Here is a 22,921-nt window from a genome sequence, read left to right on the forward strand (position 1 = left end):
TGTAAATATAAAGGTGCTATTCCTTTGGGAATAGCGCCTTTTTGTGTCTCGGCAGGCTTGGGATCGCACATTGGAGCGGATGTCATCCGTCCCCGGAATTTTAACAATAGATTTACTTCATGTTGATGATACTGTGACAATTTGATTCTATACTAAGGGTGTTTACTAGTGGTAAACACTTATGTACTACCAGTAAATGGTGGAGGGCGCAATGACAACAATTTGATTTTTAGAAAGGGTAGGCCACATGACAAAATCATCAACTGCAGACAAAAGGAAAAGCAGAGTCAGGAAATCCGGCGTGCTGCTTCTAATGATGCTGCCGGGAATCTTTTACCTTGTAATCAACAATTACTTACCCATGTTTGGAGTGGTCATTGCATTCAAGGACTTCAACTATACCAAGGGCATTTTCGGCAGTGATTGGGTTGGTTTCAAGAACTTTGAATATCTCTTCAAGACATCGGATGCCTTCGTTATTACAAGAAACACGATTCTTTACAATGGTGTCTTTATTATTCTTAATCTATTTATTGCGGTCGGCTTAGCCGTCTTGCTGAACGAGGTGAAGCAGCGCTTCTTATCCCGTTTTTACCAAAGTGTCATTCTGCTCCCGTATCTGATCTCGATGGTGATTATTGGGTACCTGACCTTTGCGGTGTTCAGTATGGACAGCGGACTCCTCAACAAGAGCATTCTGCCGATGTTCGGAATATCCGAAATTTCCTGGTACAGCGAGGCGAAATACTGGCCTTACATTTTGACCTTTGTACACAGCTGGAAGAGTGCAGGTTATCTGTGTGTAATCTATCTGGCTGCAATCATCGGGATTGATCAGGAGTATTACGAGGCTGCCACGATCGATGGGGCGGGCAAATGGAGACAGATCAAGAGCATTACCTTCCCGCTAATCATGCCGGTGGTCACGGTAATGACGTTACTGCAGATCGGGCGCATCTTCTACTCCGACTTTGGCCTGTTCTATCAAGTGCCGCTCAACACGGGAGCCCTGCAATCGACCACGAACGTTATTGACACCTATGTCTATCGCGCACTGATGACACTTGGAGATATCGGAATGTCTTCGGCAGCCGGGCTGTATCAGTCCTTAGTCGGTTTTATGCTCGTCTTTATCTCCAATTATGTGGTGAAGAAATTCAACAAAGACAACGCCTTGTTCTAAAGGAGGGAAAGTATTGAAAACAAGAAATTTGATGTGGCAATGGGGAATCAATAGCATTCTGATGCTGACCGCCTGTGTATGTATCCTTCCTTTTGTCCTGTTATTGACATCTTCTATAACCGATGAGCAGGCCATTTATCAACATGGTTATTCCTTCTTCCCGGAGAAGATCAGCTTTGCTGCTTATGAATACTTGCTAAATGATGCTTCGGGCATCCTGCATGCTTACGGGATCACGATTTTCATTACAGTAGTGGGAACGGCTTGCGGCCTGGTTCTGACAGCTCTGCTGGCCTATCCTTTATCACGGCCCAATTTACCGTTTCGTAACCTGTGGTCATTCTTCGTATTCTTCACGATGTTGTTCAATGGCGGTCTGGTACCGACCTATCTGGTGTATACACAACTGCTTGATATGAAAAATACAATCTGGGCCCTTATCGTGCCAGGACTGCTGATGAATGCCTTCTATGTCATGCTGATGCGTACCTTCTTCGTGACATCGATTCCTGAACCCGTTATTGAGTCGGCCAAAATAGACGGTGCAGGTGAACTTGGTACTTTTATCCGGATTGTGCTACCGCTTTCCCTGCCGATTCTGGCGACCGTTGGATTATTTCAATCGATTAACTACTGGAATGACTGGTTTAACGGAATGATCTACGTTACGGATAGCAGCCTGTTCAGCCTGCAGAACCTGTTGAACCGGATATTGCTGGATATTCAATTTTTGGCGAGCAGCAATTTTGGTAGTAGCCAAGCTGACGTGTCTTCCAATGCGCCAATGGAAACCGTACGGATGGCGATGGCGGTGATCGGTGTCATTCCGATTGTGGTAGCTTATCCATTCTTTCAAAGATTCTTTGTCAAAGGACTTACAGTAGGTGCAGTGAAAGGCTAAGGCTATGTCCAGTATGACACTGGTTAGCATAAATAAGGAAATCAATAGGGAGGCTTCAGGGATGAACAGAAGAGGGAAAAAAGCAGTGTACAGTGTTTTGACGTTGGCTATTTCAGCAACGATGGTGCTATCTGGCTGCAGCACAAAGAAAGCCGGCGGGGAAGGTGCATCAACAGATGGAAAGAATGAAGCTCCTTATGAAGTGACCATGGCTTTCTTCGGCAATGAACAGAAGGACATGCAGGAAGTACAGAGTGAAATGAACAAGCTCATCCAGTCCAAAATCAATGCCACCGTCAAATTGCTGCCCATTGCAGTGAGTAACTGGGCTCAGCAAACGAACCTGATGCTTGCCAGTAATGAAAAGATAGATTTGATGTTCACGTCTTCCTTATTCAATTACAGTACACAAGTGGCTAAAGGGCAATTGACACCACTCGACGACCTGCTGGACAAAGACGGAGAGGGGATCAAAAAAGCGTTGGATCCTTCCCAGCTCTCGGCTTCCAAAGTTGACGGCAAGATCTACGGTGTTACGCCAGTAAGAGATCTTGCCTCTGACTACGGTATCTTGATGCGTAAGGATCTTCTGGACAAATATCATATCGACGCAGCCAATATCAAAAACATTAATGATCTGGACGCGGTCTTCCAGGTGATTAAAGATAAAGAACCGGCGATAGTACCACTGGTGGCCAAGAATCCTGGTACGGCTCCGTTCGACGCGGGATATATCACGTACGACCCTCTCGGTGGAGGGGTAGGGGTTCTGCCGGATTTTGATAACAACATGAAGGTCGTTGACTTCTATGAAACGCCGAAATACGCAGAACAACTGAGCACGTTGCGCAGATGGTACCAGCAAGGATTTATGCTGAAAGACGCGGGGACAAGCAAGCAGGATGGTAGAGAAATGGTGAAGGCGGGCAAGGCCTTCGCTTACTTTTCCAACCTTAAGCCAGGATCCGAAATTGAAGCCTCCCGTAAGAGCGGCAAAGAAATGACAGTAGTTCGCCTTACACCGGCTTATGCTACGACTGATTCCATCACAGGCATTATGTGGTCCATTCCGGTAAATTCGCAGAATCCCGAAAAAGCGATGAAGCTTCTGAACCTGCTGTACTCTGATAAAGAGTTGTACAATCTGTTCACTTGGGGTATTGAAGGCAAGCATTATGTGAAGAAGTCCGACAATGTGATTGATTATCCGCAAGGCGTAGATATTCAGAGCCTGGGCTATAACTTCGGTACGCCGTATCTGTTCGGTAACCAATTCTTGTCCTACACCTGGACAACAGAAGATCCGGATATCTGGAACAAGATGGACAAGTTCAATAGGGGTGCCAAGAAATCCAAGGCGCTGGGCTTCAGCTTCAATGTGGACAATGTAAAAACTGAAATGGCGGCAGTCAATAACGTACTCTCAGAGTTTAGAGTGGGACTGGAGACAGGTACGCTTGACCCGGCAGAAAATTTGCCGAAGTTTATTGAAAAGCTAAAAGCAGCAGGCAGCGACAAGATTATCAGCGAGAAGCAAAAACAGCTTGATGAATGGGCGAAGACTCAGAAATAATGGGTACAGTGCAGAAGGAGTCAAAAGCGTATGCGGACCAGGGAGAATTTTGATACAAACTGGATGTTTCATTTTGGTGAGGTAGGAAAGATCGTGAAGACGGTTAAGAAAGCAGGGATGATAGCTGGCTTGACCAATGCGCTTGAGGAAGAGCGGCATGAGCCTTTCGCTATGGGTGAAGCCGCGCGTATCACCCAGGATGTTATTCGGAAATTAATGGGTGATCCTCATTTTGAAATTTCGCAAATTTACGGATCGGATACACCAGGAGACAAGCATACAGGCTGGGTTAGTGTAGATTTGCCGCATGATTGGAGATTAGAGCAACCCTATAGCCAGGAGGAACATGGAGCAGCGTTTCAGGGATATTTGCCGGGTGGTGTGGGCTATTACCGCAAAGTGTTCCAAATTCCGCAGAAAGACGAAGGTAAGAAAATCGTCATCGAGTTTGACGGTGTCATGCGGGCCAGCTCAGTTTGGGTAAATGGGTGCTTCGTTGGCGATCATCTTAGCGGGTATACCAGCTTCCATTATGACATTACTGATCTGCTGAAATACGGAGAAGCTGAGGGGGATAATGTCATCCTGGTTCGGACGGATACCACCGGCGGAGAGGAAGGCTGGTGGTACGAAGGCGGAGGCATCTATCGTCATGTGTGGTTAACCAAACATGATTATCTCCATGTCGACCGCTGGGGAACCTTTGTCAGAACCGACTGGGTAAAGAATGAGACGGCTGCGATTACAGTGGAAACGACGATAAGTAACGAGTATTCACGGACGATGGATTATCGCATTCGTACAAGTATTTTGGATAGGAACGGCAAGCTGTCCTCTACAACAGAGACGGATTGTACAACAGGTGGACTTGATAAATTAACAACGCTACAATCACTTCAAGTCTCGTATCCGCAGCTCTGGTCACTGAGCACACCACATTTATATGAGGTTGTAACCGAACTGCTACATGAGGGCTGTATCGTCGATACGTACCGGACGGTTACAGGCATACGCACGGTGGAATACCGTCAGGACGGGTTATATCTGAACGGCGAGTACGTACTACTAAAAGGCACTTGCAATCATCAGGATTTCGCAGGTGTAGGCATCGCACTGCCGGATCGTGTACATGAATACAAAATCAAACGGCTGCTGGAAATGGGCTGCAATGCTTATCGCTGTGCCCATCATCCCCCGGCGCCGGAACTGCTGGAGGCCTGTGACAGACTCGGAATGCTGGTCATGAACGAGAACCGTGTGATGGAAAGTACGGAGATCAAGCTTGAGGAATTGAAATCGATGTTGTACCGTGACCGCAATCATCCCAGTATTTTTATGTGGAGTCTCGGCAATGAGGAGAAGATCAGCGGGAGCTATCAAGCCAAGCGAATGCTCAAGCGCATACGGGAGCTGGCTACAAAAATCGATCCTACCCGTCCCCTTACGGTGGCCTGCTTAAGTCAGGATGGAATCGAGATTGATGTGAACGGCGTTAACTATGCTGAGTCTATAAATGGTAACCAATCGATCGGAGAGTGGTTCCATGACCATCCGCAGGCCAAGGTGCTGAATACGGAGAATGTCTCCTTCTTCTCTACGAGAGGGGTCTATGAGGATGATCCAGGGGGCGGGCGCTGCTCCAGCTACGGCTCTAAATATACGATGTCAGGCAAGGAGATGGATGTAGGCAACCTGGGCGGGGCGGGCGGAACGTCGACACCTGAGCAAAGCTGGCGCTACTATCTGGATAACCGTTTTACGGGAGGTTTGTTCATGTGGACAGGATTATCGCGGAGAGACGACACCATTCCAGTGGCCGTCTGTGACATCGCATTTCGGTATCCTCGATTACTGCGGTTTTGCTAAGGATTCTTATTATTTCTATCAATCGATCTGGAAGGATGAGCCCATAGTTCATCTAATGCCGCATTGGAATTGGTCCGAACGGGCGGGACAGCCGGTGGAGGTCCGCGTGTATACCAATTGCAGTGAGGTTGAACTGGTATTGAACGGACAAAGCTTAGGTATTAAGAAAGCGGAAGTGGAAGCAGGAGAACATACATTATCATGGCAGGTCGTCTATGAACCGGGTGTGCTCGAAGCTGTTGCTTACCGGGACGGTATGGAAGTAGCGAGAGAGCGGAAAGAAACTACAACCGAAGCGTATGCTATTCATCTGGAGGCTGACGGGACAGAGCTTATGGCTGACGGTCAAGATGTATCCATAATCACCGTAACAGTAAGAGATACAGCGGGGAGAGTAGTGCCTGTTGCCAATAACCTGATTCAGTTTCAAATTTCAGGGGAGGGCAAGCTGCTGGGGCTGGGGAATGGTGACCCCGGGTGCCATGAATCGGATAAAGGGAATGCCAGGAGCGTGTTCAACGGCTATGCTCTAGCCATCGTACAGTCATTGGATCAGGCAGGAAATATCCAAATTAAAGCGTCGTCGGTAGGCTTAGTGTCGGACGTATTGACCTTAACCTCAATGAATTCATCTGCTATCTAATAGTAATTGAAGAGCACCCCTTAGAATAGACATTGGAATAAACCTTTGGTTTATCTGATAGAGTTCCAGGGGGTGTTTTTGCTTCGTTGATACTAATTGGTGAAATTTTGATGTTCATGAGAATATAAAATAGGAAGGGGGAACTTATGAACAGATTCCTGAATGTACTTATGGTAATACTCATGCTGATGTTTATCTCTGCATGTTCACAAGCCAATTCCAAGTCTGTTTTAGAAGCAGGCGAAATGAGGTCACAGAAAGATTTTATCACCAGTAAAGTGGAATTCTACACTCGAGATCACTTTAGGTTTGTGTAAAAATTCACAATCGACGGTTCGAAAGATCAGTACACGCTCCATTTTACGTTTGTGCCTGAAGTGGGTTCTTCGCCTATTAAAGAGGATATTTATCGCTCGATGGTGGACTATGCCTGGAATGTGAACAACTTCTTCCCGGAAATTAAACGTTATGAATTCCAGGTCCTATGGGATGAGAATGTCAAGAAAGAGGCCGTAGAGGCCATTATGGACGAAGAGGCTGTAAGGAGCCTGAACATTCGCTACCTGGATTTGAAGAATGCTCAATTAGGTGGCAGCGGCGACGTCTCGTATCGGTCGTTCTTCTCCAATCTCACTGAATCGGATGAAGCAAAGCGTTGGGCGGAGAAAGAGACTGAAGTTTAGCATGCACCAATTCGCTAGGAGTTCATAGTTAAGTGGCTACCGCAAAAATAGGTATATTTCTTGATAAGAAGCCTATCTGCTAAAAAATAAAGCGAAAATAGAACATGGCGGTACTCAGGAGGAAGCCTAAGTCCGCTATGTTCTATTAGTGGTCGACGATTCACGGGACGGGTAAACGAAAGCCAGAGCCAGAGTGAAACCCAAACCCAAACCCAAACCCAAACCCAAACCCAAACCCAAACCCAAACCCAAACCCTTAGCCTTCAGGCGTGCAGATCCACTTAAGTCAAAATGGGTGTTGCGAGTATGCAGCGCTTAAATAACTGGAAATACTCCCGTTAATTTTTCGAAAATAGCGTGTTCCAAAAAAATAACAGGAAAAATTCCCGTTGTTCTCTAAGATACCCTTCGATTTTCTGATAAAGGGGAAAAATAACGGGAGAAATTCCCTTTAATCCGGGCAAAACGCTGGAAAGGGGAGAATTAACGGTATATTTTCCTGTTAAATCAGAGCCAAGCCCAGTTCCCAGATCCCAGTTCCCAAGTTAGGATGTGAAGATCTGAGGATCTGAGGATCTGAGGAGCTGCATGGAGTCTGACCAATCCACCATTCTGCGCTACAAGCGACGCACAAAGGTTCAAATCCCTTTTGGGACAACTTCTTCGTCAATAACGTTCACTTGGGACTGCGTGACTGCCGCTTAAGTCCGGTTTTCGGTGAGATAGGTTTTGACCGCCGGTGCATTGTATGCATCGAACTGATCTAGGATTCCCTTGGCCGTAGTATCGACGAGCACCATGGAACGATATTTTTCCTGCATGAATTTCTCGGCAGCGATATGATCAAACATGTTAATCAAAGCGTCATAGTATTGTTCGATGTTTAAGAGCCCCAGTGGCTTCTCGTGAAGTCCAAGCTGCCCCCATGTGAAAATCTCGAAGTATTCTTCCAGCGTACCTGGTCCTCCCGGCAAAGCAATGAAGCCATCAGCGAGTTCGGCCATCTTTGCTTTGCGTTCATGCATCGAATCGACAACAATTAGCTCCGTTAAGTGATTGTGGGCAATTTCCCGGGTCTGCAGAAAATGTGGCAGAACGCCGACAACCTTCCCGCCTTTCTCTAATACTGCATCCGCTACGGCTCCCATCAGTCCTACACTGGCTCCACCGTAGATCAGGGTAATGTTACGCTCTGCGAGTTCATGTCCCAATTTCTGCGCGCCTTCTCTATAGACTGGAGAAGCACCTTCACTCGATCCGCAAAACACAGCTACACTTTTCATCGTAACCTCTCTCCTTCGAATGCTTTTTATAGGTATCCTACCATACGTATGTTCGCGTGTGAAGAGAACAGAGCCGTCGGTAGGAATGTTACCCTTCGGGGCCAGATGAATTGCGTTTGACTTTAATAGTCGTCCTATCTATAATTAAAAATATGAACGGTCTGTCTTTTATTTTAAAAACAAGTGTTACAACATATCATAAAGCATAAGGAGAGGTTAAGAATGAGCAGAGTATGGTTTATTACAGGAACGTCGACAGGGTTTGGGCGCAAGTTTGTGGAGCAATTGCTGAATACAGGCGATAAAATCGTCGCTACCGCACGGAATATTGATTCCATCGTCGACTTGAAGGAGAAATCCCCCGAGAATGTCCATATTGCCAAACTGGATGTCACGAAGAAGGACGAGATTGAAGCTGCTGTTCAAGAGGCTATAGACAGATTCGGCAGAATTGATATTGTTGTCAATAACGCCGGTTACGGTTTGTTCGGCATGTTGGAGGAGTACACGGATGAGCAGATCAGAGATCAGTTTGATGTGAACGTGTTCGGTATGTTGGATGTTATCCGGGCAACCCTTCCGGTTTTCAAAAAGCAAAATTCGGGGCATTATGTGAATATTTCTTCTATTTTTGGCGTATGGGCCGTACCTACTTACAGCATCTATGCGGCATCGAAATTTGCAGTCGAGGGTTTCTCCAAGGCGATGGCTGCCGAGCTGGCTATGTTCGGAATCAAGACAACGATTGTGGAGCCGGGAGTGTTCTTGACGGAATTTATGGGATCTTCCCAAAAACAAAGCAAATCCACCGACGAATACGCACCGGTGTATGACGCCTTCAACAAGAGCTATGACGCCTTGAAAAAAGGCGATCAAGGTAAAGCGGTAGAATCCATTATTGCTATGATCAACAGTGAGAATCCACCCCTGCATTTCCCGGTGGGTTCTATGGCATCTTATAGTATTCGGGATGAGCTGGGCAAAAGAATCGAGGAAGTCGTGGCGTGGGAAAAGGTATCGTTGATGGCGGAGTAAGCCTTGCCACGGTCGTGCTATCAGCACAAGAGCCCTTACGGTTGAAACCGTAAGGGCTCTTTTTATTGACAACAAATGTTTATTTCAACGCCTCATCTACATAACGAGTGACCTGATCCTTAATCATTTGCAACGGAGAGAATGGCAAAAGCTTGTTCATGAGCAGTCCACCCTCGATCAACGAGAGAATGACGATGGCTGTATCACGGGGATTGGCATCTGCTCTGAATTCCCCCTGATTCATACCGGTGTTGATAATATCTACTAAAAGGTCCAGTAGTCTCTCCATCGCCTCTTGTGCATGCTGGAACAGGGGAGGGGAGACAGCCTCGGCTTCCACAGCGGCATTGGCAATAGGGCAGCCACCTGGGAAATCAAGGTCGAGATAAATCTCGACAAAAGCGTTCAGCTTGCCTGCTGTTGTTGATGCCGAGGCGATGGCTGGCTCCATTCGTTCATTAATCAGTGTGCAGTTGTATTTGAACGACTCGATCATCAGATCTTCTTTGTCTCTAAAATGATTATAGAGTCCGCCCTTTTGCAGTCCGGTAGCTTCAGTAACCTCGGCAAGGGAAGTGGACAAGTACCCGCGCTGATTCAGTAGCAGGGAAGTTTTTTCGATAACAAATTGCTTGGTTTTCTCACCTTTACGAATAACAAACGCCTCCTTTCAAGCCGATAGCTTCCTTTTATTCTAAGGATAAATAGAGCTACCTGTCAATAAAAGACGGACTGTTCGTTTTCTTTTTCGTACCAGGGGAGGTGAACACCAGAACCCACAACAGACACCAAATTGTTCAGAAGAAATAGGAGGTTGGAAGTGAATTGAATATAAATGGGGAAAAATTCAATAATTTTATGGCAAAACCTTATGCAGGGCTGTGTTTGGGGGTATTCATATGTTTGATTCCTTCAACACTATATAAAGGCTTTGGAGTAACTGTATCCACCAGTGTTGAATTATTAAGTGAGGGTATCGGAGGCATACTTTTGGTATATGCAGTAATTATGATACTTGTAAGGAAATATAAATCATTTTCAAGCAGTGGTTCATTTCAACAATCAAATTGCCGGCCTGTATCTCTTTACAGAGTATTTGACCGGCAACTCAGAGCTTTCTACTTGCAGTTTCTTTTGTGTTAAACGCCAAACGACATATTCGCCCCCATATAATAACCGATAGAGGTGAATATCAGAACCCACACCATCGACCCCAGGCTTGCGGTGAGGAAATATTTTCGAAAGGGCATGGCACTAATTCCGGAGATGTAGCTAGTAGCATGTCTCAACCCTGGAATGAAGTACCCGAGCAGGATTGTCCAGAGACCAAACTTTGCGAACCAGCGCTTCACGATCTCAAATCGTTTGGCCGTTAGGCCGATCCACTTGCCATGCTTGTCAACCAGTGGCTGCCCCAGCTTTTTGCCCAAGGTATAACTAGTGACCATACCAGTGATTGCCCCAGTGAAACAGACTAGCACGGAGATCGAGAAATCAAGCACCATTACAGAACACAGATAGCCTACGAATAGCATTAGAATTTCATCGGGAACCGGAATACCTATAATTCCGAGCGCCAGCAGCGCAAAAATCGCGAAATATCCATATTGGGTGATCATATCCATAATCCATGCCATGCTGTAATCACTTCCTGGCGTAAGTTTTTTTAAAGGATGGAAATGGAATTCTGCTTATCATCAGAACAGACAGCAGGCCCATCACAAGCAGTGTCATTTCAGGCTTCAACCGGTCACCTAGTAAAGCTGTAAGTGACAGGATCACGCCAGCAGCGGTAATGGGCAGACCGACGAACCCTTTGACGGGAACGCTTATATTAAATCTTGCCAACCGGAGCGCCCCGCATACCAGGAATACAACCGCAGCGAGGGGACCGAGCCACATGGAATCCTCCAGCTTGTACAGCAAGATCAGAAATACCGGGGCAATTCCGAAGGAGACGATATCTGCGAGTGAGTCCAACTGTTTGCCAAAATCACTGGGACAATGCAGCAGCCGAGCCAGCAAACCATCCAGCACATCACATATCGCGGCCACCATCACCAGTGCGAATGCGACCATATATTGTTCACGAATGGTAAAAAATAATGATAATGCCCCTGCCCCCAAGTTGATTACAGTACATGCTGAGGGTAACCAAATCCATTTCATGTTTATTTTCACGCCTTTCGTTTTAAAAAAAAGATAATAATTAATGATCAAAGGTAATGACGATTCTTACGCCACTCCCTGTGTTCTCCGCTACATACTGGCAGCCGTGCAGATCCAGAATCCGCTTGACGATGGCAAGCCCAAGTCCCGTCCCGCCAGTCTGGCGACTACGCGAAGGCTCTGCCCGGAAAAACCGCTCCCAGATATGCTCCAATTGATGCTCCGGGATTTGCTCGCCCGTATTCTCTATGGAGAAAATAGAGGAGCCTTCCAAGCCCTTGATTCCGATTGTAATCGTACTGCCTTCCACCGCATGCCGGATCGCATTGGTAACCAGGTTGGATACTACCTGTTCCATCCACCTCAAATCCCCATACAGCGGGAGCTCATTGGAAGGGATGATTACAGCTTCAAGATTTTTTTGCTTCAATAAATAGACCAGCTTCCCCATCACATCTTCTACCAGCTCGCTGAGCATATAGGTTGTTTTGCGGAGCTTAAGGGTGTCAGATTGCAAGGTAGCTAGATTCAGCATGTCTTGAACAAGCATTTCCATCTTGTCCGATTCCTCGATAATGACGCCGATGTAGTGATCCTGCTTGCCAGCGCTCACCCCGTCCTGCAACCCTTCCGCGAAGCCCTTGATAATGCTGATGGGGGTCTTCAGCTCATGTGATGCATTGGCGAAGAATTCCTGTTGGGCGATCTCCATTTTTTGTTTTTCTGTCATATCATTCACTAGCTGCTGATTGGCTTCTTGAAGCTCCCTAAGCGCGCTGTCCAGCTTGCGGGAGAGGGTGTGCATGCTGGTTGAAAGACTGCCCAATTCGTCATTTTGCCGGATCGGCTCGTGAACGCTGAAGTCAAGATTGACCATTCGTTTCGCCGCATTGTTAATCGAGATGAGCGGACGGGTCACAATTTTAGAGAAGAAGAGAGAGAGGAACAGAATCAGAATGAAGCCGCCAATGCCGAGATAGACATAGAACCACTGCAGAGCCTGATTCGTCTCACTAACCTCCTGAAGTGAAGTCACTGTGAACAACAGATCAATGTCGCCATTCTTCATCTTCACAGGGTAGATGATGACGGAACTGCGGACCCCGGTCCAGGGCTCTGTCCATTCGTCTTGCTGAACCTCCAGGTTTTTCAGCTTCTCAAGTATGGTTGGATTCAGAGGGAACCACTCCTCCATAGCAGATAGCATCAGAACCTGACGGGGGTTCCATGTCTTCAGATCAGGGAGCACAATTTCTGTAACTGTGCCCGTGATGGTCTCTGCTTTCCCAATCTCTGCTTCCTCGGTTAGCGTTTGTGCAGGAGGTTCTCCGACCACCGCTTCGCCTTGCTTGTGAATGTTGATCGGATAAAGCACATGTATCTGCGATTCTTCAACGACATCGTTCTCACCTAAGACGGTTAGATGGTCGCCCAGCTGAATCCGAGCATCCTTCAGCTCGGTGCCATACATATTCATAAAAAGGGACAGGTTGATCGTAACCAGCTGCCCGTTTTCTTTTTTCAACGTGATATGAAAGGGGTCGCCCAGCTTCACTTTGCCTTCCAGGGTCAGAATGGCCAGCTGGCTTTTGTTCTGAATGATGAACTTGGCCGTATCCTTGGAAATTTGACTCATGCTCCGATTCTCTAGGGAGGCGTAGTTTGCGGCGTAGGCCTTCAAATGATTTTCTACCCGGGAGATTTTCTGGTTCTCGTAGAAGCCTTCGAAGAACAGCATTTGGCTAAGGATCACCATGCCGTAGAAGCACAGGAAAAAAACAACGGTCATGATAAACAGCTTATAGGTGACGCCACGTTTCTTCATTCTTCCTCCTCGAACTTATAGCCGGTACCGATTACAGTACGGATATGACGTGATTCCGTTCCGAGCTTGCTCCGCAATTTTTTGATATGGGTATCTACCACACGTGAATCGCCTTCAAAATCCAAGCCCCAGATCCGGTCAAGCACGGTATCGCGCGAGATAACAATCCCTTTGTTTTTGATTAAATAAAGAAGCAACTCATACTCCTTGGGGGCCAGTTCGACTTCCACCTGGTTCACTTCCAGCCGACGGGCCATCGTATTCAGCACCGCGCTGCCAAACGTTAAGAGTGATGGCTGAGCTTTGGAAAGACCCTCGACTCTTTTCATCAGCACATTCGCCCGGGCTACGAGCACCTTGGGACTAAACGGCTTGGTAACATAATCGTCGGCGCCCAGTTCAAAGCCCAGTATTTTGTCATCCTCGCCTGATTTGGCCGTCAGCAGAATAATCGGCACCTCTGAGCGGCTGCGCACCTGACGGCATACTTCCCAACCGTCGATTTTCGGCATCATGATATCCAGGATCAGGAGGTCCGGCTGTAGATCATCGAAGCAGAGCAAGGCTTCCTGACCGTCACCAGCTTCGTAGACTTCCCAATCACTTTGTATGAAATAGTCGGCAATGACTTCACGAATACGGATTTCATCCTCAACGAGAAGCACTTTTTTATTCATGTAATCCCTCTTTTAATTCAGCTTGGAAAAAAGTATAACCTGCGGGTATGTCCTTCATGTGTCCATGAGGACACCGTGAGCAATTTGGGGGAGAAGCGGGGGAAGTCATTTTAAACATCATTAAATGAAGTGAAAAATACATCCTTGAGTATCGCCTTCGCCTTTTTGAGACCACTGGGGCTAAGCTGTCCTAGCATTCTTAAGTAGGATTGTCCCAGTATAACAATAATAAGATCGCCTATAAAGTTTCGGGGAAACAACACGAAAAAGCAATAAAATCATAGCAATTGATGGCTCTATATCGTAGAAATGTTAACAAAATCACAGTAATCGAAAGTTTAAAATGGGTTATGGCTGTGATAGCATTCCATTTGTAAGCGGATTCACGAAATGTAGAGGGGGTTCCACTTTGCTCAAAGAACTGAATAAACATAAGGTCCTGTATTTGATGACCTTGCCTGCGATGCTACTGCTGCTGGTATTCAGTTATTTTCCGATGGTCGGCATCATTATCGCATTCAAAGATTTCAATTTAAGCACGGGGATATTTCGCAGCTCCTGGGCCCATCCGATCTATGAGAATTTCCAATACTTCTTCACTTCCTCCAATTGGGTTCGGGTGACCCGGAATACGATTCTACTGAATTTATTATTCATCGCACTGGGTACCTTCCTTAATGTGGCGCTGGCGATCCTCTTTAATGAGATCCGGTCGGTCTGGTTCAAGCGGGTGTCTCAATCGCTAACGCTGCTTCCGTACTTTATCTCATGGATTGTGGTGGGCGTGTTCGCTTACAATATCCTGAGCTATGAGCACGGAATGTTGAGCGAGCTACTGGTGAGGTGGGGCTTTGATAAGATTGACTGGTATTCGCGTCCGATGGCTTGGCCTTTTATAATCGCCATAATTTTTATATGGAAAAGTATCGGCTATAACAGCATCATCTACCTGGCTACCCTGATGGGGATTGACAACACACTGTATGAATCGGCCCGGATTGATGGGGCTACGAAGTTCAGGCAGATCATTCATATTACCATTCCGATGCTGCGTCCAACCATTATTGTGCTGACACTGCTTGGCATCGGCCATATTATGAACTCAGATTTTGGAATGTTCTACTCCCTTGTCGGCGATAACTCGCAGATCTATTCTACGGTGGATGTCATCGACACCTTTGTCTTCCGCAGTCTGAAGGGGGCTGGGGATATGGGGATGGCTGCAGCGGCGAACTTCTATCAGTCGGTACTGGCCTTCGTGCTTGTCTATGTCAGCAACAGACTGGCCCGCAAGTATGAAAGCGACGCAGCGCTCTTTTAAAAAAATGAGGTGCATAATGGAGGTACTTGCATGAAAATCAGCACATCCTTTTCCTGGGGCCAAGCGGTTCTAAATCTGATCGTCACGCTGATTGCCCTGTTCTGTGTCATCCCGTTCGTCATTATTCTATCCAGCTCTATGACCCGGGAAATGGACATTCTCACCAGCGGGTATAATCTGTTTCCGAAGAATTTCGACTTTGCGGCATACCAGTATTTGTTCCAGCGGATGAGTGTGATCCTGAATGGCTACAAGGTCACGAGTCTGGTCACGGTGATTGGTACCATCGCCAGTCTGGCGATTACCGCCATGATTGCTTACCCAATGTCGCTGCGCAGGTTGAAATACCGTAATTTTATCTCTGGTTACGTGTTGCTCACAATGCTCTTCAGCGGTGGCATGGTTCCATGGTATATCATCTGCGTCAAATATCTACATCTTCATAACAATATGGCCGCATTGATTCTACCGTCGATGGTTAACGGCTTCAATGTGTTCCTGATGCGCAGCTACTTCTCCTCGATCCCGGAGGAAATGCATGAATCAGCCAAAATCGACGGCTCAGGAGAGTTCCGAACGTTGATCTCCATCATTGTGCCATTATCTACACCGGTGTTTGCCTCTGTCGGCTTGTTTATCGCTCTGGGCTACTGGAATGATTGGTGGCTGGGGCTGATGCTGATCGACAAGATAGAGCTGCAGCCGCTGCAGCTGCTCTTACGGACCATTATCTCGAATGTGGATTATCTGGCCAATTCCAGCGTGCTGGCAACGACTGCTGACCAGATGATGCCGCGCGAAAGTATCAAGATGGCTGCCACGATGATTACGATTGGTCCGATTATTTTTCTGTACCCGTTCCTCCAGAAGTATTTCGTTAAAGGATTGATGTTGGGGGCAATTAAAGGGTGAGACATTCACAGATTTGGCGGGTTGATGAAGGCTTGAACGGCAATACTGCCGCTGAGCATATTCACAAAATTGTTAATAGGGGGAACGTCAATGGTCAAAGGGAAGAGAACGGCTGCGCTGGGACTGACGGTGCTGCTGGCAGGAGGGCTGCTCGCGGGCTGCGGCGGCGGTGACAAAGAGAATGCAAGCACCCCAAGCAAAACAGAAGGTACAAAGACAAGCGAAGGACAAAAGGCAGAGCTGAAGCCTGTTACGCTGCGCTTTTATTTCCCGGGAGATAAGCCGCAGGCGACCGATGAGGTATGGTCGTATGTGTCGGAGCTGACCAAGGATACTTTGAATGCCAAGTTCGAGATTAATTTTGTCAACTGGAATGACTATAAGGATAAAATGAAGCTGCTTCAGGCATCTGGCGATAATTATGATCTTAATTTTGATGCGAACTGGAATGATTTCCCTAATGCTATGAATCGTGGTTCTTATCTGGATATCACAGATCTACTGCCAAAATATGCACCCAAGCTGACCGAAACTTACAATAAACAGAATCTACTGGACCCGATCCGGGTCAAGGGCCGGGTGTACGGGGCGCCTTGGACACTGAAGAAAAGCATCAAGCCGATTGTCTGGTACCGGGGTGATCTGGCGAAAAAAGGCGGCTACATGAAAGACAAGGTAGAAACGGTGGAAGAGCTGGATGAGTATCTCCATGCTGCCAAAAAGGCTTCACCGCAAATTCTGCCCATCTCCTGGCGGCCGGATAGCTGGTACAGTGATGTCGCCCAGGTGTTCCTGCAGAAATATGAATACGAGAACCTGAATTCTATGGGTCTAGTCGTCAAGATTGATGATCCCGAGCACAAGGTCATTCCGTGGGAGCAGACTGAAGCCTTCAAGGAACTCGTAACCTATGCGAAAAAGTGGAACGAGGATGGCCTGATTCCGCGCAACCTTCTGGCGACCAAAGGAACGGAAGGCGACTTCTCGGCCGGAACACTGAGCTCTGCTATCAACCAGATTGACGGTGGGATTCTGGAGAACCCTAATACGTTCAAGCCGTCCGTGGAAGCGGAAGGAGCTGTGAAGACTTGGTCGGAATTCTATCCAGACAAGAAATGGGTTATTGCTTCACCGCTGGATAATATTGTAGCGATCAATAAGAATGCAGCCAACCCGGAGCGGGTGCTCATGTTCCTGGAGGAGCTGTCCACGAATCAGAAGGTGTATGATGCTGTGATTTATGGCATTTTGGATAAGACCTACAAGCTGGATGGCGATAACGTGAAGTATATGGATGGGCAAGGTAACGGCCAGCCAACCAACTATCTTGATTGGCCGGGACAGTGGGGCTTCTGGCGCAAGGAATTCCAGAAGTATGACGAGCAGCATACACCAAAATACTATGAGACTTACGATGCCTTCATTAATCGTCCGAACCAGATTACGTCGACGGTCAAATACTTCGTGCCTGACCAGACAGCGATCAAGACCGAGGCAGCAAAGCGGGAGCAGCTGCGCAGTGAACTGGGCAATCTGCTGATGTGCGGAATCAACATCAAGGACGTGGATAAAGATGTTGCCAATTTTATCGCCAAGGAGAAGGATGCCGGAACCGACAAGATTGTGGCTGAGGTCCAAAAACAACTGGATGAATTCCTCGCAGCAAACTAGGTTGACTTAATCTTATTGTATCCAAATGACCATCGCGGGTGGCGATATTCATTGCCATTCGCGATCCTTTTCGTCTATACTGGAGTCCAATATATGAAAGCGCTTAAAGAGAGAGAGGGAGCTATCGGTGGCAAAGCTCAGGCGGGATTCACTGTTTGTCCGGATGCTGTTATCCTTCACAGCATTGACGATGATTCTTGTCGTTACGATGACCCTTGTTTTTTCCAACCTGTACTCCAAGACGCTCTTTAATCAGCTATCACGGGAACAAATCAAGGGACTCGAAACTTTAAGCGGAAATATCGACAATCTCTTCCGGGAGATGGATCAGATCTTTCTGAATTTGGAGATCAATGACAACATCAATTACTTCCTAGCGTTAAGCAGCAGCGATGCCTTAACGAGTAACCAAGCCCGCATCCAGATCCGCAATATTCGCCAAATCAATCCCTACATCCACTCCATTTTTGTTTACAACTCAACGATCAAAGAATTCATTTGCGAGGGAGAGCTTGGCTTTGATGCCGCAGGCTTCTTAAAGCAGGGCTCCACATACCGCAAAAGTGTGGGCAGCAATCGGACCGTTTATTTAACCCGGCTGGTTCCGTCCGGTAATAAGCAAGACTTTTTGACCAATAAGAAGGATTACACGATCAGTATCGAATATACGAACCTTAACATCAATGGTGAACAGCAGACGGTGATCATTAATTTAGACGAGAATTTGTTTATTCATGATTACCTGGCGAATTCAGGCAATGAACTGCTGATTGCTGACACTCAGGGAACGCTGCTCGCACATACAGACCCGGAGAAGATTGGCGGGGATATCAAGGACACCTCTGCTTTTGCCAATGTGTTGCAACAATCTGACTCCAAGGGCAACCTCTCCGACAAGGAGGGAGGGTCACGATCGCTCATCGCTTTTGTGCAAAATCAAAGCACTGGCTGGTATATCTTGAGCAAGGCACCCTATTCCACGCTGGTCAAGCCTATTCAGGATAAACGCAATGGCTTTCTGGTCGTCTGTACGAGTGTGCTCCTGATGTGCCTTGCTGCTATTTTTCTAATTTCCAAGAGGCTCTACATCCCAGTGGAGAAGTTGACGGAATTGTTCAAACGCTCCCCGTTCCAGGTGGAGGGTGGAAATACCGGCGATATCTCTTTTATTCAATCGGTGTATACAGAAACGCTGCTGCATATGCGTTCGCTGGAAAACGAGAATCGGAGCAATCAGCGGATTGTGAAGGAGACTTATTTGCGTAGCTTACTGACCGATGGGGGAAACGACGAACGAGCAGACGTTCAAGGGGGCGATTACGGACTTGGGGTTTGTCTGGATACGTTCCGTCTGTGCCTGTTCAGGATCGATGCCTATTCACAGTTAGATGGAAAGGAAGCAGCCCTGTTCGAATCGCTGCTGTTCGAGAGCATCAGTCAACGGCTGCATAACGATTACCCTTATGAGGCTGTAAGGATGCCCAAGGGAGAAATCGCTGTTTTGCTTAATGAGAGCGAGGGAGGAACGGAAGGCTTCGAGGATCTGCTGGATCTATTGGAGAGTATTCAACGGTTTATTGCTTCGCATGGGATTACGGTCAGTATCGGACTTAGCGATGTACGGCAGGATCGGGATTGCACGCTGGCCTATGCTCAGGGTCTAGAGATGCTTCAGCAGCGGTTTGTGCTAGGATACGGACGGATTATCCACCAGGCAGAGGTCGAAGAGATGCTTACACGCAGTTACGGACTTCCGGCGGAGATGGAGAAGAAGCTGATCTCTTGTATTTCTATGAACGACAGAGCTGGGTTCCAGGAGAGTTTGGCGGGTGCAGCCTATGTGCTAAAAGGATTCGTATACTCTGACGCGATTCAGGCACTGTTCCATCTCTTTCTGGTCTGCATCACCCAGATGAATCAGACCATTAACGACGAGAACAAACGTCTTGGCGTGCTGTATGGGGAATTGAATCTGATCTTTACTGAGATGGAGACGCTGGAGCAGGCCATGGATTGGCTGCTTAGACAATTCGATCATTACAGTAGCAGCCTGGACAGTATCAAGCAATTGAAGGAGAACAAGTTCTACCGCAAGGTCGAAGAGATTATGCAATTCATCCAGCTGAACTATAACGACAATAACTTGAGTGTTGAGGTTCTGGCCGAGCGGGCCGGCTATACGCCTAATTATTTATCAAAGATTTTCAAAGAGGTCACAGGGATCAATTCCAGTGAGTATATCCGCAAGGTCCGCATAGACAAGGCCAAGGAACTGCTGCGTAGCGATGAGTACCGGGTGGGCGATGTGGCCGAACTGTGCGGTTATACCAACAGCAGCCACTTTTATTCCGCCTTCAAGAAGCAGGTGGGTCTGACACCTTCGGCATATCGTGAGCTGTCGCTGCAGGAGAATTCGCCTGCTACTGGTTAGGGAGGATGGATATTTTTTTGTATATAGACTGAGTTGAAGAATTTAACATAAGGGGAACGGAATGGAGGAGAATTTTGGAACTGTAGGAGCGAAGAGTCTGCCTGAAAGCTTTCCGCAGGAAAGCTGGCATCGAAAGCATAGGCTGTCTCCAGATTTTATCCGCGAATAGTGGTACAATCCCAAGAAATCTGGAGATAACAGCGGCCGGAAGTCCAAACATTCTCTGCAATGACGACTTTACCCCATTTGATAATCCTAAGTTCAATCTATACTTGAAAAAATAGAGCAATGCGAGAGGAGAATCTTCACATGAGTTCAGCTTCACAGGTAATAGGGAACGGTTGCCAACGGTTATGGTTTACCTCCCCGGCTGACCGATGGGAGAACGCCATTCCTGTAGGTAATGGCCGGCTTGGAGCGATGATTTATGGTGATCCGCTGGAGGAAAGGATCGCGCTGAATGAAGACAGTCTGTGGTACGGTGGTCCGCGGAATCGCAATAATCCGGATGCCAAGGCTAATCTGGAGGAGATCCGGGGGCTATTGCTGCGGGGCGAGGTAGAAAAAGCGCAGGAGCTGGCTGTGCTAGCCTTGTCGGGTGTTCCTGAAAGCCAGCGCCATTACGTTCCGCTGGGAGAACTGGCGCTGGCGTTTGAACATGGCAGAGAAATCACGGACTATTCACGTCAATTGAATTTGGACCATGGAATCGCAAGTGTACGTTATGAAGCGGATGGTGTGAGTTATGAGCGGGAGCTCTTCGTCAGCCATCCCGATCAGGTGTTGGTGATGCGCATCACGGCTAATGTGCCGGGAGCAGTGAGCTTCAAAGCCCGGTTAAAGCGGGGAAGTAACAATCGCTACTATGACGAGCTTGTTCAAGCCGATGATCAAACGCTGGTCATGCGGGGAAACGAGGGCGGCGCAGGTGGTGTGGATTTCCGCACCGTGCTGTGTGTAAAAGCCGAGGGTGGAGGTAAGGCGGCTATTATTGGAGAACATGTCGTAGTTGAGCAGGCAGACTGTGTGATCCTGTACCTGACGGCGGCAACCTCCTATCGCTACCCCCAACCGGAGCTGCAAGCTTTGAAGACTGCGGATCAGGCAGGGGGAATGGAATATGCCGCACTAAGGGAACGACATACGCTGGACATGGAGTCCGTGATGGGACGGGTGTCGATCCGGCTTGGAGCAGCGGTGGAAGGGAGCTCATTGCAGGGGGATGACCTGCCAACGGATGCCCGCCTGGAGCGTATCCGCAGCGGTGAAGAGGACTTGGGCCTAATCGCGCTCTATTACCAATTCGGGCGCTACCTACTAGTAGCTTCCAGTAGACCCGGCTCCTTGCCGACTACGCTGCAAGGGATCTGGAATGAGCAGTTTCTGCCTCCATGGGACAGCAAATATACGATCAATATCAACACCCAGATGAATTACTGGATTGCAGAATCAGGTAATCTGGCGGATTGCCATGAACCTCTGTTCGATATGATTGAGCGCATGCGGGAGCCGGGCAGAGTAACGGCCCGGGATATGTATGGCTGCAAAGGCTTTGCAGCTCATCACAATACGGATCTTTGGGGCGATACGGCGCCGCAGGATCTGTATATTCCGGCAACTTACTGGGTGATGGGCGCGGCCTGGCTGTCCTTACATTTGTGGGAGCATTACCAATTCGGCAGGGACGCTGCCTTCCTGGAACGTATATACCTGATTCTTAAAGAGGCAGCCGAGTTCTTCGAAGACTATTTGACGGAGCTGCCAGACGGGCGTATGGTTACCGTGCCATCGGTCTCCCCGGAGAATACATATCTGCTGCCGGATGGCAGGGCGGGAATTCTCTGTGTGGGCCCATCGATGGACAGCCAGATTCTGCATGAGTTGTTCAGCGCTTGCATCGAGGCAGCGAACATTCTGGAGGTTGATGACGCTTTCGCCGGGCGGCTGCATACGCTGCGCGAACGACTGCCACAGCCGGAGATCGGCAGATATGGACAACTGCAGGAATGGCTGGAGGATTATGAAGAGGCCGAGCCGGGTCATCGGCATATCTCGCATCTGTTCGCGCTGCATCCCGGTACCCGTTTCTCCGAAAGTGAAACGCCGGAATGGATGAAGGCGGCGCGAGTGACGCTGGAGCGGCGGCTGGCGCACGGCGGGGGTCACACCGGCTGGAGCCGGGCCTGGATTATCAATCTCTGGGCTAGGCTTGCGGATGGAGAGAAGGCGTGGGAGAATGTCCAGGCACTGCTGGCTCATTCCACGCTACCGAACCTGCTCGACAATCATCCGCCTTTCCAAATTGATGGGAATTTTGGCGGCGCAGCCGGGATTTCTGAAATGCTGCTGCAAAGCCATAACAGAGAGCTGCATCTGCTTCCGGCACTTCCGAAGGCATGGGCCGAGGGTGAGGTGCGAGGATTGCGGGCGAGAGGCGGCTATGACGTGGATATGGTCTGGAGTCGGGGAACGCTGGATCAGGCAGTCATTCATGCCCGGAGCGATGGGGAGTGCACGCTGCGTGTATCTGGTGCTGGCGATCTGGAAATCGCCTGCAACGGACAGCCGGTAGACGTTACGCGGGACGAAAATGGTTCTGTGAGCTGGACAGCAACGGTAGGCTCAAGCTACGTAGTTCTTCCAAGACATTAGCACTTAGAGTATTATACCTTCAACGTAAAATAGGCGGCCCCGATCAAACGTCAATACATTTGATCGGGGCCGCCTTTGATTTTCACATCTATATGG

General features: G+C 48.1%; 19 protein-coding genes. 13 read left to right on the forward strand and 6 right to left on the reverse strand.

The genetic code is table 11. The features are described from left to right. Positions 1-247 precede the first annotated feature (247 nt). From AC3Y23_RS01100 to AC3Y23_RS01125, 6 genes are all read left to right on the forward strand, one after another. Positions 248-1,183 (forward strand): ABC transporter permease, encoded by a 936-nt coding sequence (locus tag AC3Y23_RS01100; protein WP_379194742.1) that lies wholly within the window; start codon positions 248-250, stop codon positions 1,181-1,183. A 13-nt stretch (positions 1,184-1,196) separates the two neighbouring features. Further along, the gene (locus tag AC3Y23_RS01105; RefSeq protein ID WP_379194744.1) at positions 1,197-2,084 is read left to right on the forward strand and encodes a carbohydrate ABC transporter permease; all 888 of its coding nucleotides are present in this window, start codon (positions 1,197-1,199) and stop codon (positions 2,082-2,084) included. 61 nt (positions 2,085-2,145) lie between these two features. Next, positions 2,146-3,657, forward strand: coding sequence for an ABC transporter substrate-binding protein (locus AC3Y23_RS01110; RefSeq protein ID WP_379194746.1), 1,512 nt, complete (start codon positions 2,146-2,148; stop codon positions 3,655-3,657). A 30-nt stretch (positions 3,658-3,687) separates the two neighbouring features. Then, complete coding sequence (locus tag AC3Y23_RS01115; protein ID WP_379194748.1) at positions 3,688-5,523, forward strand: glycoside hydrolase family 2 TIM barrel-domain containing protein; 1,836 nt, start codon at positions 3,688-3,690, stop codon at positions 5,521-5,523. Further along, positions 5,480-6,166 (forward strand): DUF4982 domain-containing protein, encoded by a 687-nt coding sequence (locus tag AC3Y23_RS01120; RefSeq protein WP_379194750.1) that lies wholly within the window; start codon positions 5,480-5,482, stop codon positions 6,164-6,166. The genes AC3Y23_RS01115 and AC3Y23_RS01120 overlap by 44 nt, the downstream gene beginning before the upstream one ends. A gap of 368 nt (positions 6,167-6,534) precedes the next feature. Then, positions 6,535-6,849: a hypothetical protein gene (locus tag AC3Y23_RS01125; protein ID WP_379194752.1), complete on the forward strand. Its 315-nt coding sequence runs from the start codon at positions 6,535-6,537 to the stop codon at positions 6,847-6,849. 701 nt (positions 6,850-7,550) lie between these two features. On the opposite strand, the gene AC3Y23_RS01130 is transcribed toward AC3Y23_RS01125, so the two are convergent. Further along, positions 7,551-8,132, reverse strand: a complete 582-nt coding sequence (locus AC3Y23_RS01130) for an LOG family protein (RefSeq protein WP_379194755.1) — start codon at positions 8,130-8,132, stop codon at positions 7,551-7,553. Positions 8,133-8,354: 222 nt separating this feature from the next. On the opposite strand from AC3Y23_RS01130, the gene AC3Y23_RS01135 reads away from it, so the two are divergent. Continuing rightward, entirely contained in the window at positions 8,355-9,167 is an 813-nt protein-coding gene (locus AC3Y23_RS01135; RefSeq protein ID WP_379194757.1) for an SDR family NAD(P)-dependent oxidoreductase, read from the forward strand. A 79-nt stretch (positions 9,168-9,246) separates the two neighbouring features. On the opposite strand, the gene AC3Y23_RS01140 is transcribed toward AC3Y23_RS01135, so the two are convergent. Beyond that, complete coding sequence (locus tag AC3Y23_RS01140) at positions 9,247-9,822, reverse strand: TetR/AcrR family transcriptional regulator (RefSeq protein WP_379195736.1); 576 nt, start codon at positions 9,820-9,822, stop codon at positions 9,247-9,249. A 170-nt stretch (positions 9,823-9,992) separates the two neighbouring features. Here AC3Y23_RS01140 and AC3Y23_RS01145 point away from each other — a divergent pair, with 170 nt between their 5' ends. Next, the gene (locus tag AC3Y23_RS01145) at positions 9,993-10,310 is read left to right on the forward strand and encodes a hypothetical protein (protein ID WP_379194759.1); all 318 of its coding nucleotides are present in this window, start codon (positions 9,993-9,995) and stop codon (positions 10,308-10,310) included. On the opposite strand, the gene AC3Y23_RS01150 is transcribed toward AC3Y23_RS01145, so the two are convergent. Genes AC3Y23_RS01150 through AC3Y23_RS01165 form a run of 4 tightly spaced genes read right to left on the reverse strand, consistent with a single transcriptional unit; the run spans position 10,307 to position 13,838 of the window. Continuing rightward, positions 10,307-10,804, reverse strand: coding sequence for a DedA family protein (locus tag AC3Y23_RS01150; RefSeq protein ID WP_379194761.1), 498 nt, complete (start codon positions 10,802-10,804; stop codon positions 10,307-10,309). The two genes, AC3Y23_RS01145 and AC3Y23_RS01150, sit on opposite strands and share 4 nt — an antisense overlap. A gap of 7 nt (positions 10,805-10,811) precedes the next feature. Continuing rightward, positions 10,812-11,336: a CDP-diacylglycerol--serine O-phosphatidyltransferase gene (gene pssA, locus AC3Y23_RS01155; RefSeq protein WP_379194763.1), complete on the reverse strand. Its 525-nt coding sequence runs from the start codon at positions 11,334-11,336 to the stop codon at positions 10,812-10,814. 40 nt (positions 11,337-11,376) lie between these two features. Continuing rightward, positions 11,377-13,161, reverse strand: coding sequence for a sensor histidine kinase (locus AC3Y23_RS01160; protein ID WP_379194765.1), 1,785 nt, complete (start codon positions 13,159-13,161; stop codon positions 11,377-11,379). Continuing rightward, entirely contained in the window at positions 13,158-13,838 is a 681-nt protein-coding gene (locus AC3Y23_RS01165) for a response regulator transcription factor (RefSeq protein ID WP_379194767.1), read from the reverse strand. The genes AC3Y23_RS01160 and AC3Y23_RS01165 overlap by 4 nt, the downstream gene beginning before the upstream one ends. 409 nt (positions 13,839-14,247) lie before the next feature. Between AC3Y23_RS01165 and AC3Y23_RS01170 the strand changes: the two genes are divergently transcribed. From AC3Y23_RS01170 to AC3Y23_RS01190, 5 genes are all read left to right on the forward strand, one after another. Continuing rightward, positions 14,248-15,159, forward strand: coding sequence for an ABC transporter permease (locus tag AC3Y23_RS01170; RefSeq protein WP_379194769.1), 912 nt, complete (start codon positions 14,248-14,250; stop codon positions 15,157-15,159). Between the two features lie 30 nt (positions 15,160-15,189). Further along, positions 15,190-16,071, forward strand: coding sequence for a carbohydrate ABC transporter permease (locus tag AC3Y23_RS01175; RefSeq protein WP_379194771.1), 882 nt, complete (start codon positions 15,190-15,192; stop codon positions 16,069-16,071). Between the two features lie 90 nt (positions 16,072-16,161). Further along, complete coding sequence (locus AC3Y23_RS01180) at positions 16,162-17,742, forward strand: DUF3502 domain-containing protein (RefSeq protein WP_379194773.1); 1,581 nt, start codon at positions 16,162-16,164, stop codon at positions 17,740-17,742. A gap of 127 nt (positions 17,743-17,869) precedes the next feature. Continuing rightward, positions 17,870-20,173, forward strand: coding sequence for an AraC family transcriptional regulator (locus AC3Y23_RS01185; protein ID WP_379194775.1), 2,304 nt, complete (start codon positions 17,870-17,872; stop codon positions 20,171-20,173). A gap of 309 nt (positions 20,174-20,482) precedes the next feature. Further along, entirely contained in the window at positions 20,483-22,825 is a 2,343-nt protein-coding gene (locus AC3Y23_RS01190; protein ID WP_379194778.1) for a glycoside hydrolase family 95 protein, read from the forward strand. Positions 22,826-22,921 lie beyond the last annotated feature (96 nt).

Source organism: Paenibacillus sp. MAHUQ-45, from assembly GCF_058133325.1.

What these genes read in the sequence shown, in the direction of transcription:
- AC3Y23_RS01100 (WP_379194742.1), top strand. Translation starts at nt 248, where the DNA reads ATGACAAAATCATCAACTGCAGACAAAAGGAAAAGCAGAGTCAGGAAA.
- AC3Y23_RS01110 (WP_379194746.1), top strand. Translation starts at nt 2,146, where the DNA reads ATGAACAGAAGAGGGAAAAAAGCAGTGTACAGTGTTTTGACGTTGGCT.
- AC3Y23_RS01115 (WP_379194748.1), top strand. Translation starts at nt 3,688, where the DNA reads ATGCGGACCAGGGAGAATTTTGATACAAACTGGATGTTTCATTTTGGT.
- AC3Y23_RS01130 (WP_379194755.1), bottom strand. Translation starts at nt 8,132, where the DNA reads ATGAAAAGTGTAGCTGTGTTTTGCGGATCGAGTGAAGGTGCTTCTCCA.
- AC3Y23_RS01135 (WP_379194757.1), top strand. Translation starts at nt 8,355, where the DNA reads ATGAGCAGAGTATGGTTTATTACAGGAACGTCGACAGGGTTTGGGCGC.
- AC3Y23_RS01150 (WP_379194761.1), bottom strand. Translation starts at nt 10,804, where the DNA reads ATGGCATGGATTATGGATATGATCACCCAATATGGATATTTCGCGATT.
- pssA (WP_379194763.1), bottom strand. Translation starts at nt 11,336, where the DNA reads ATGAAATGGATTTGGTTACCCTCAGCATGTACTGTAATCAACTTGGGG.
- AC3Y23_RS01160 (WP_379194765.1), bottom strand. Translation starts at nt 13,161, where the DNA reads ATGAAGAAACGTGGCGTCACCTATAAGCTGTTTATCATGACCGTTGTT.
- AC3Y23_RS01165 (WP_379194767.1), bottom strand. Translation starts at nt 13,838, where the DNA reads ATGAATAAAAAAGTGCTTCTCGTTGAGGATGAAATCCGTATTCGTGAA.
- AC3Y23_RS01175 (WP_379194771.1), top strand. Translation starts at nt 15,190, where the DNA reads ATGAAAATCAGCACATCCTTTTCCTGGGGCCAAGCGGTTCTAAATCTG.
- AC3Y23_RS01180 (WP_379194773.1), top strand. Translation starts at nt 16,162, where the DNA reads ATGGTCAAAGGGAAGAGAACGGCTGCGCTGGGACTGACGGTGCTGCTG.
- AC3Y23_RS01190 (WP_379194778.1), top strand. Translation starts at nt 20,483, where the DNA reads ATGAGTTCAGCTTCACAGGTAATAGGGAACGGTTGCCAACGGTTATGG.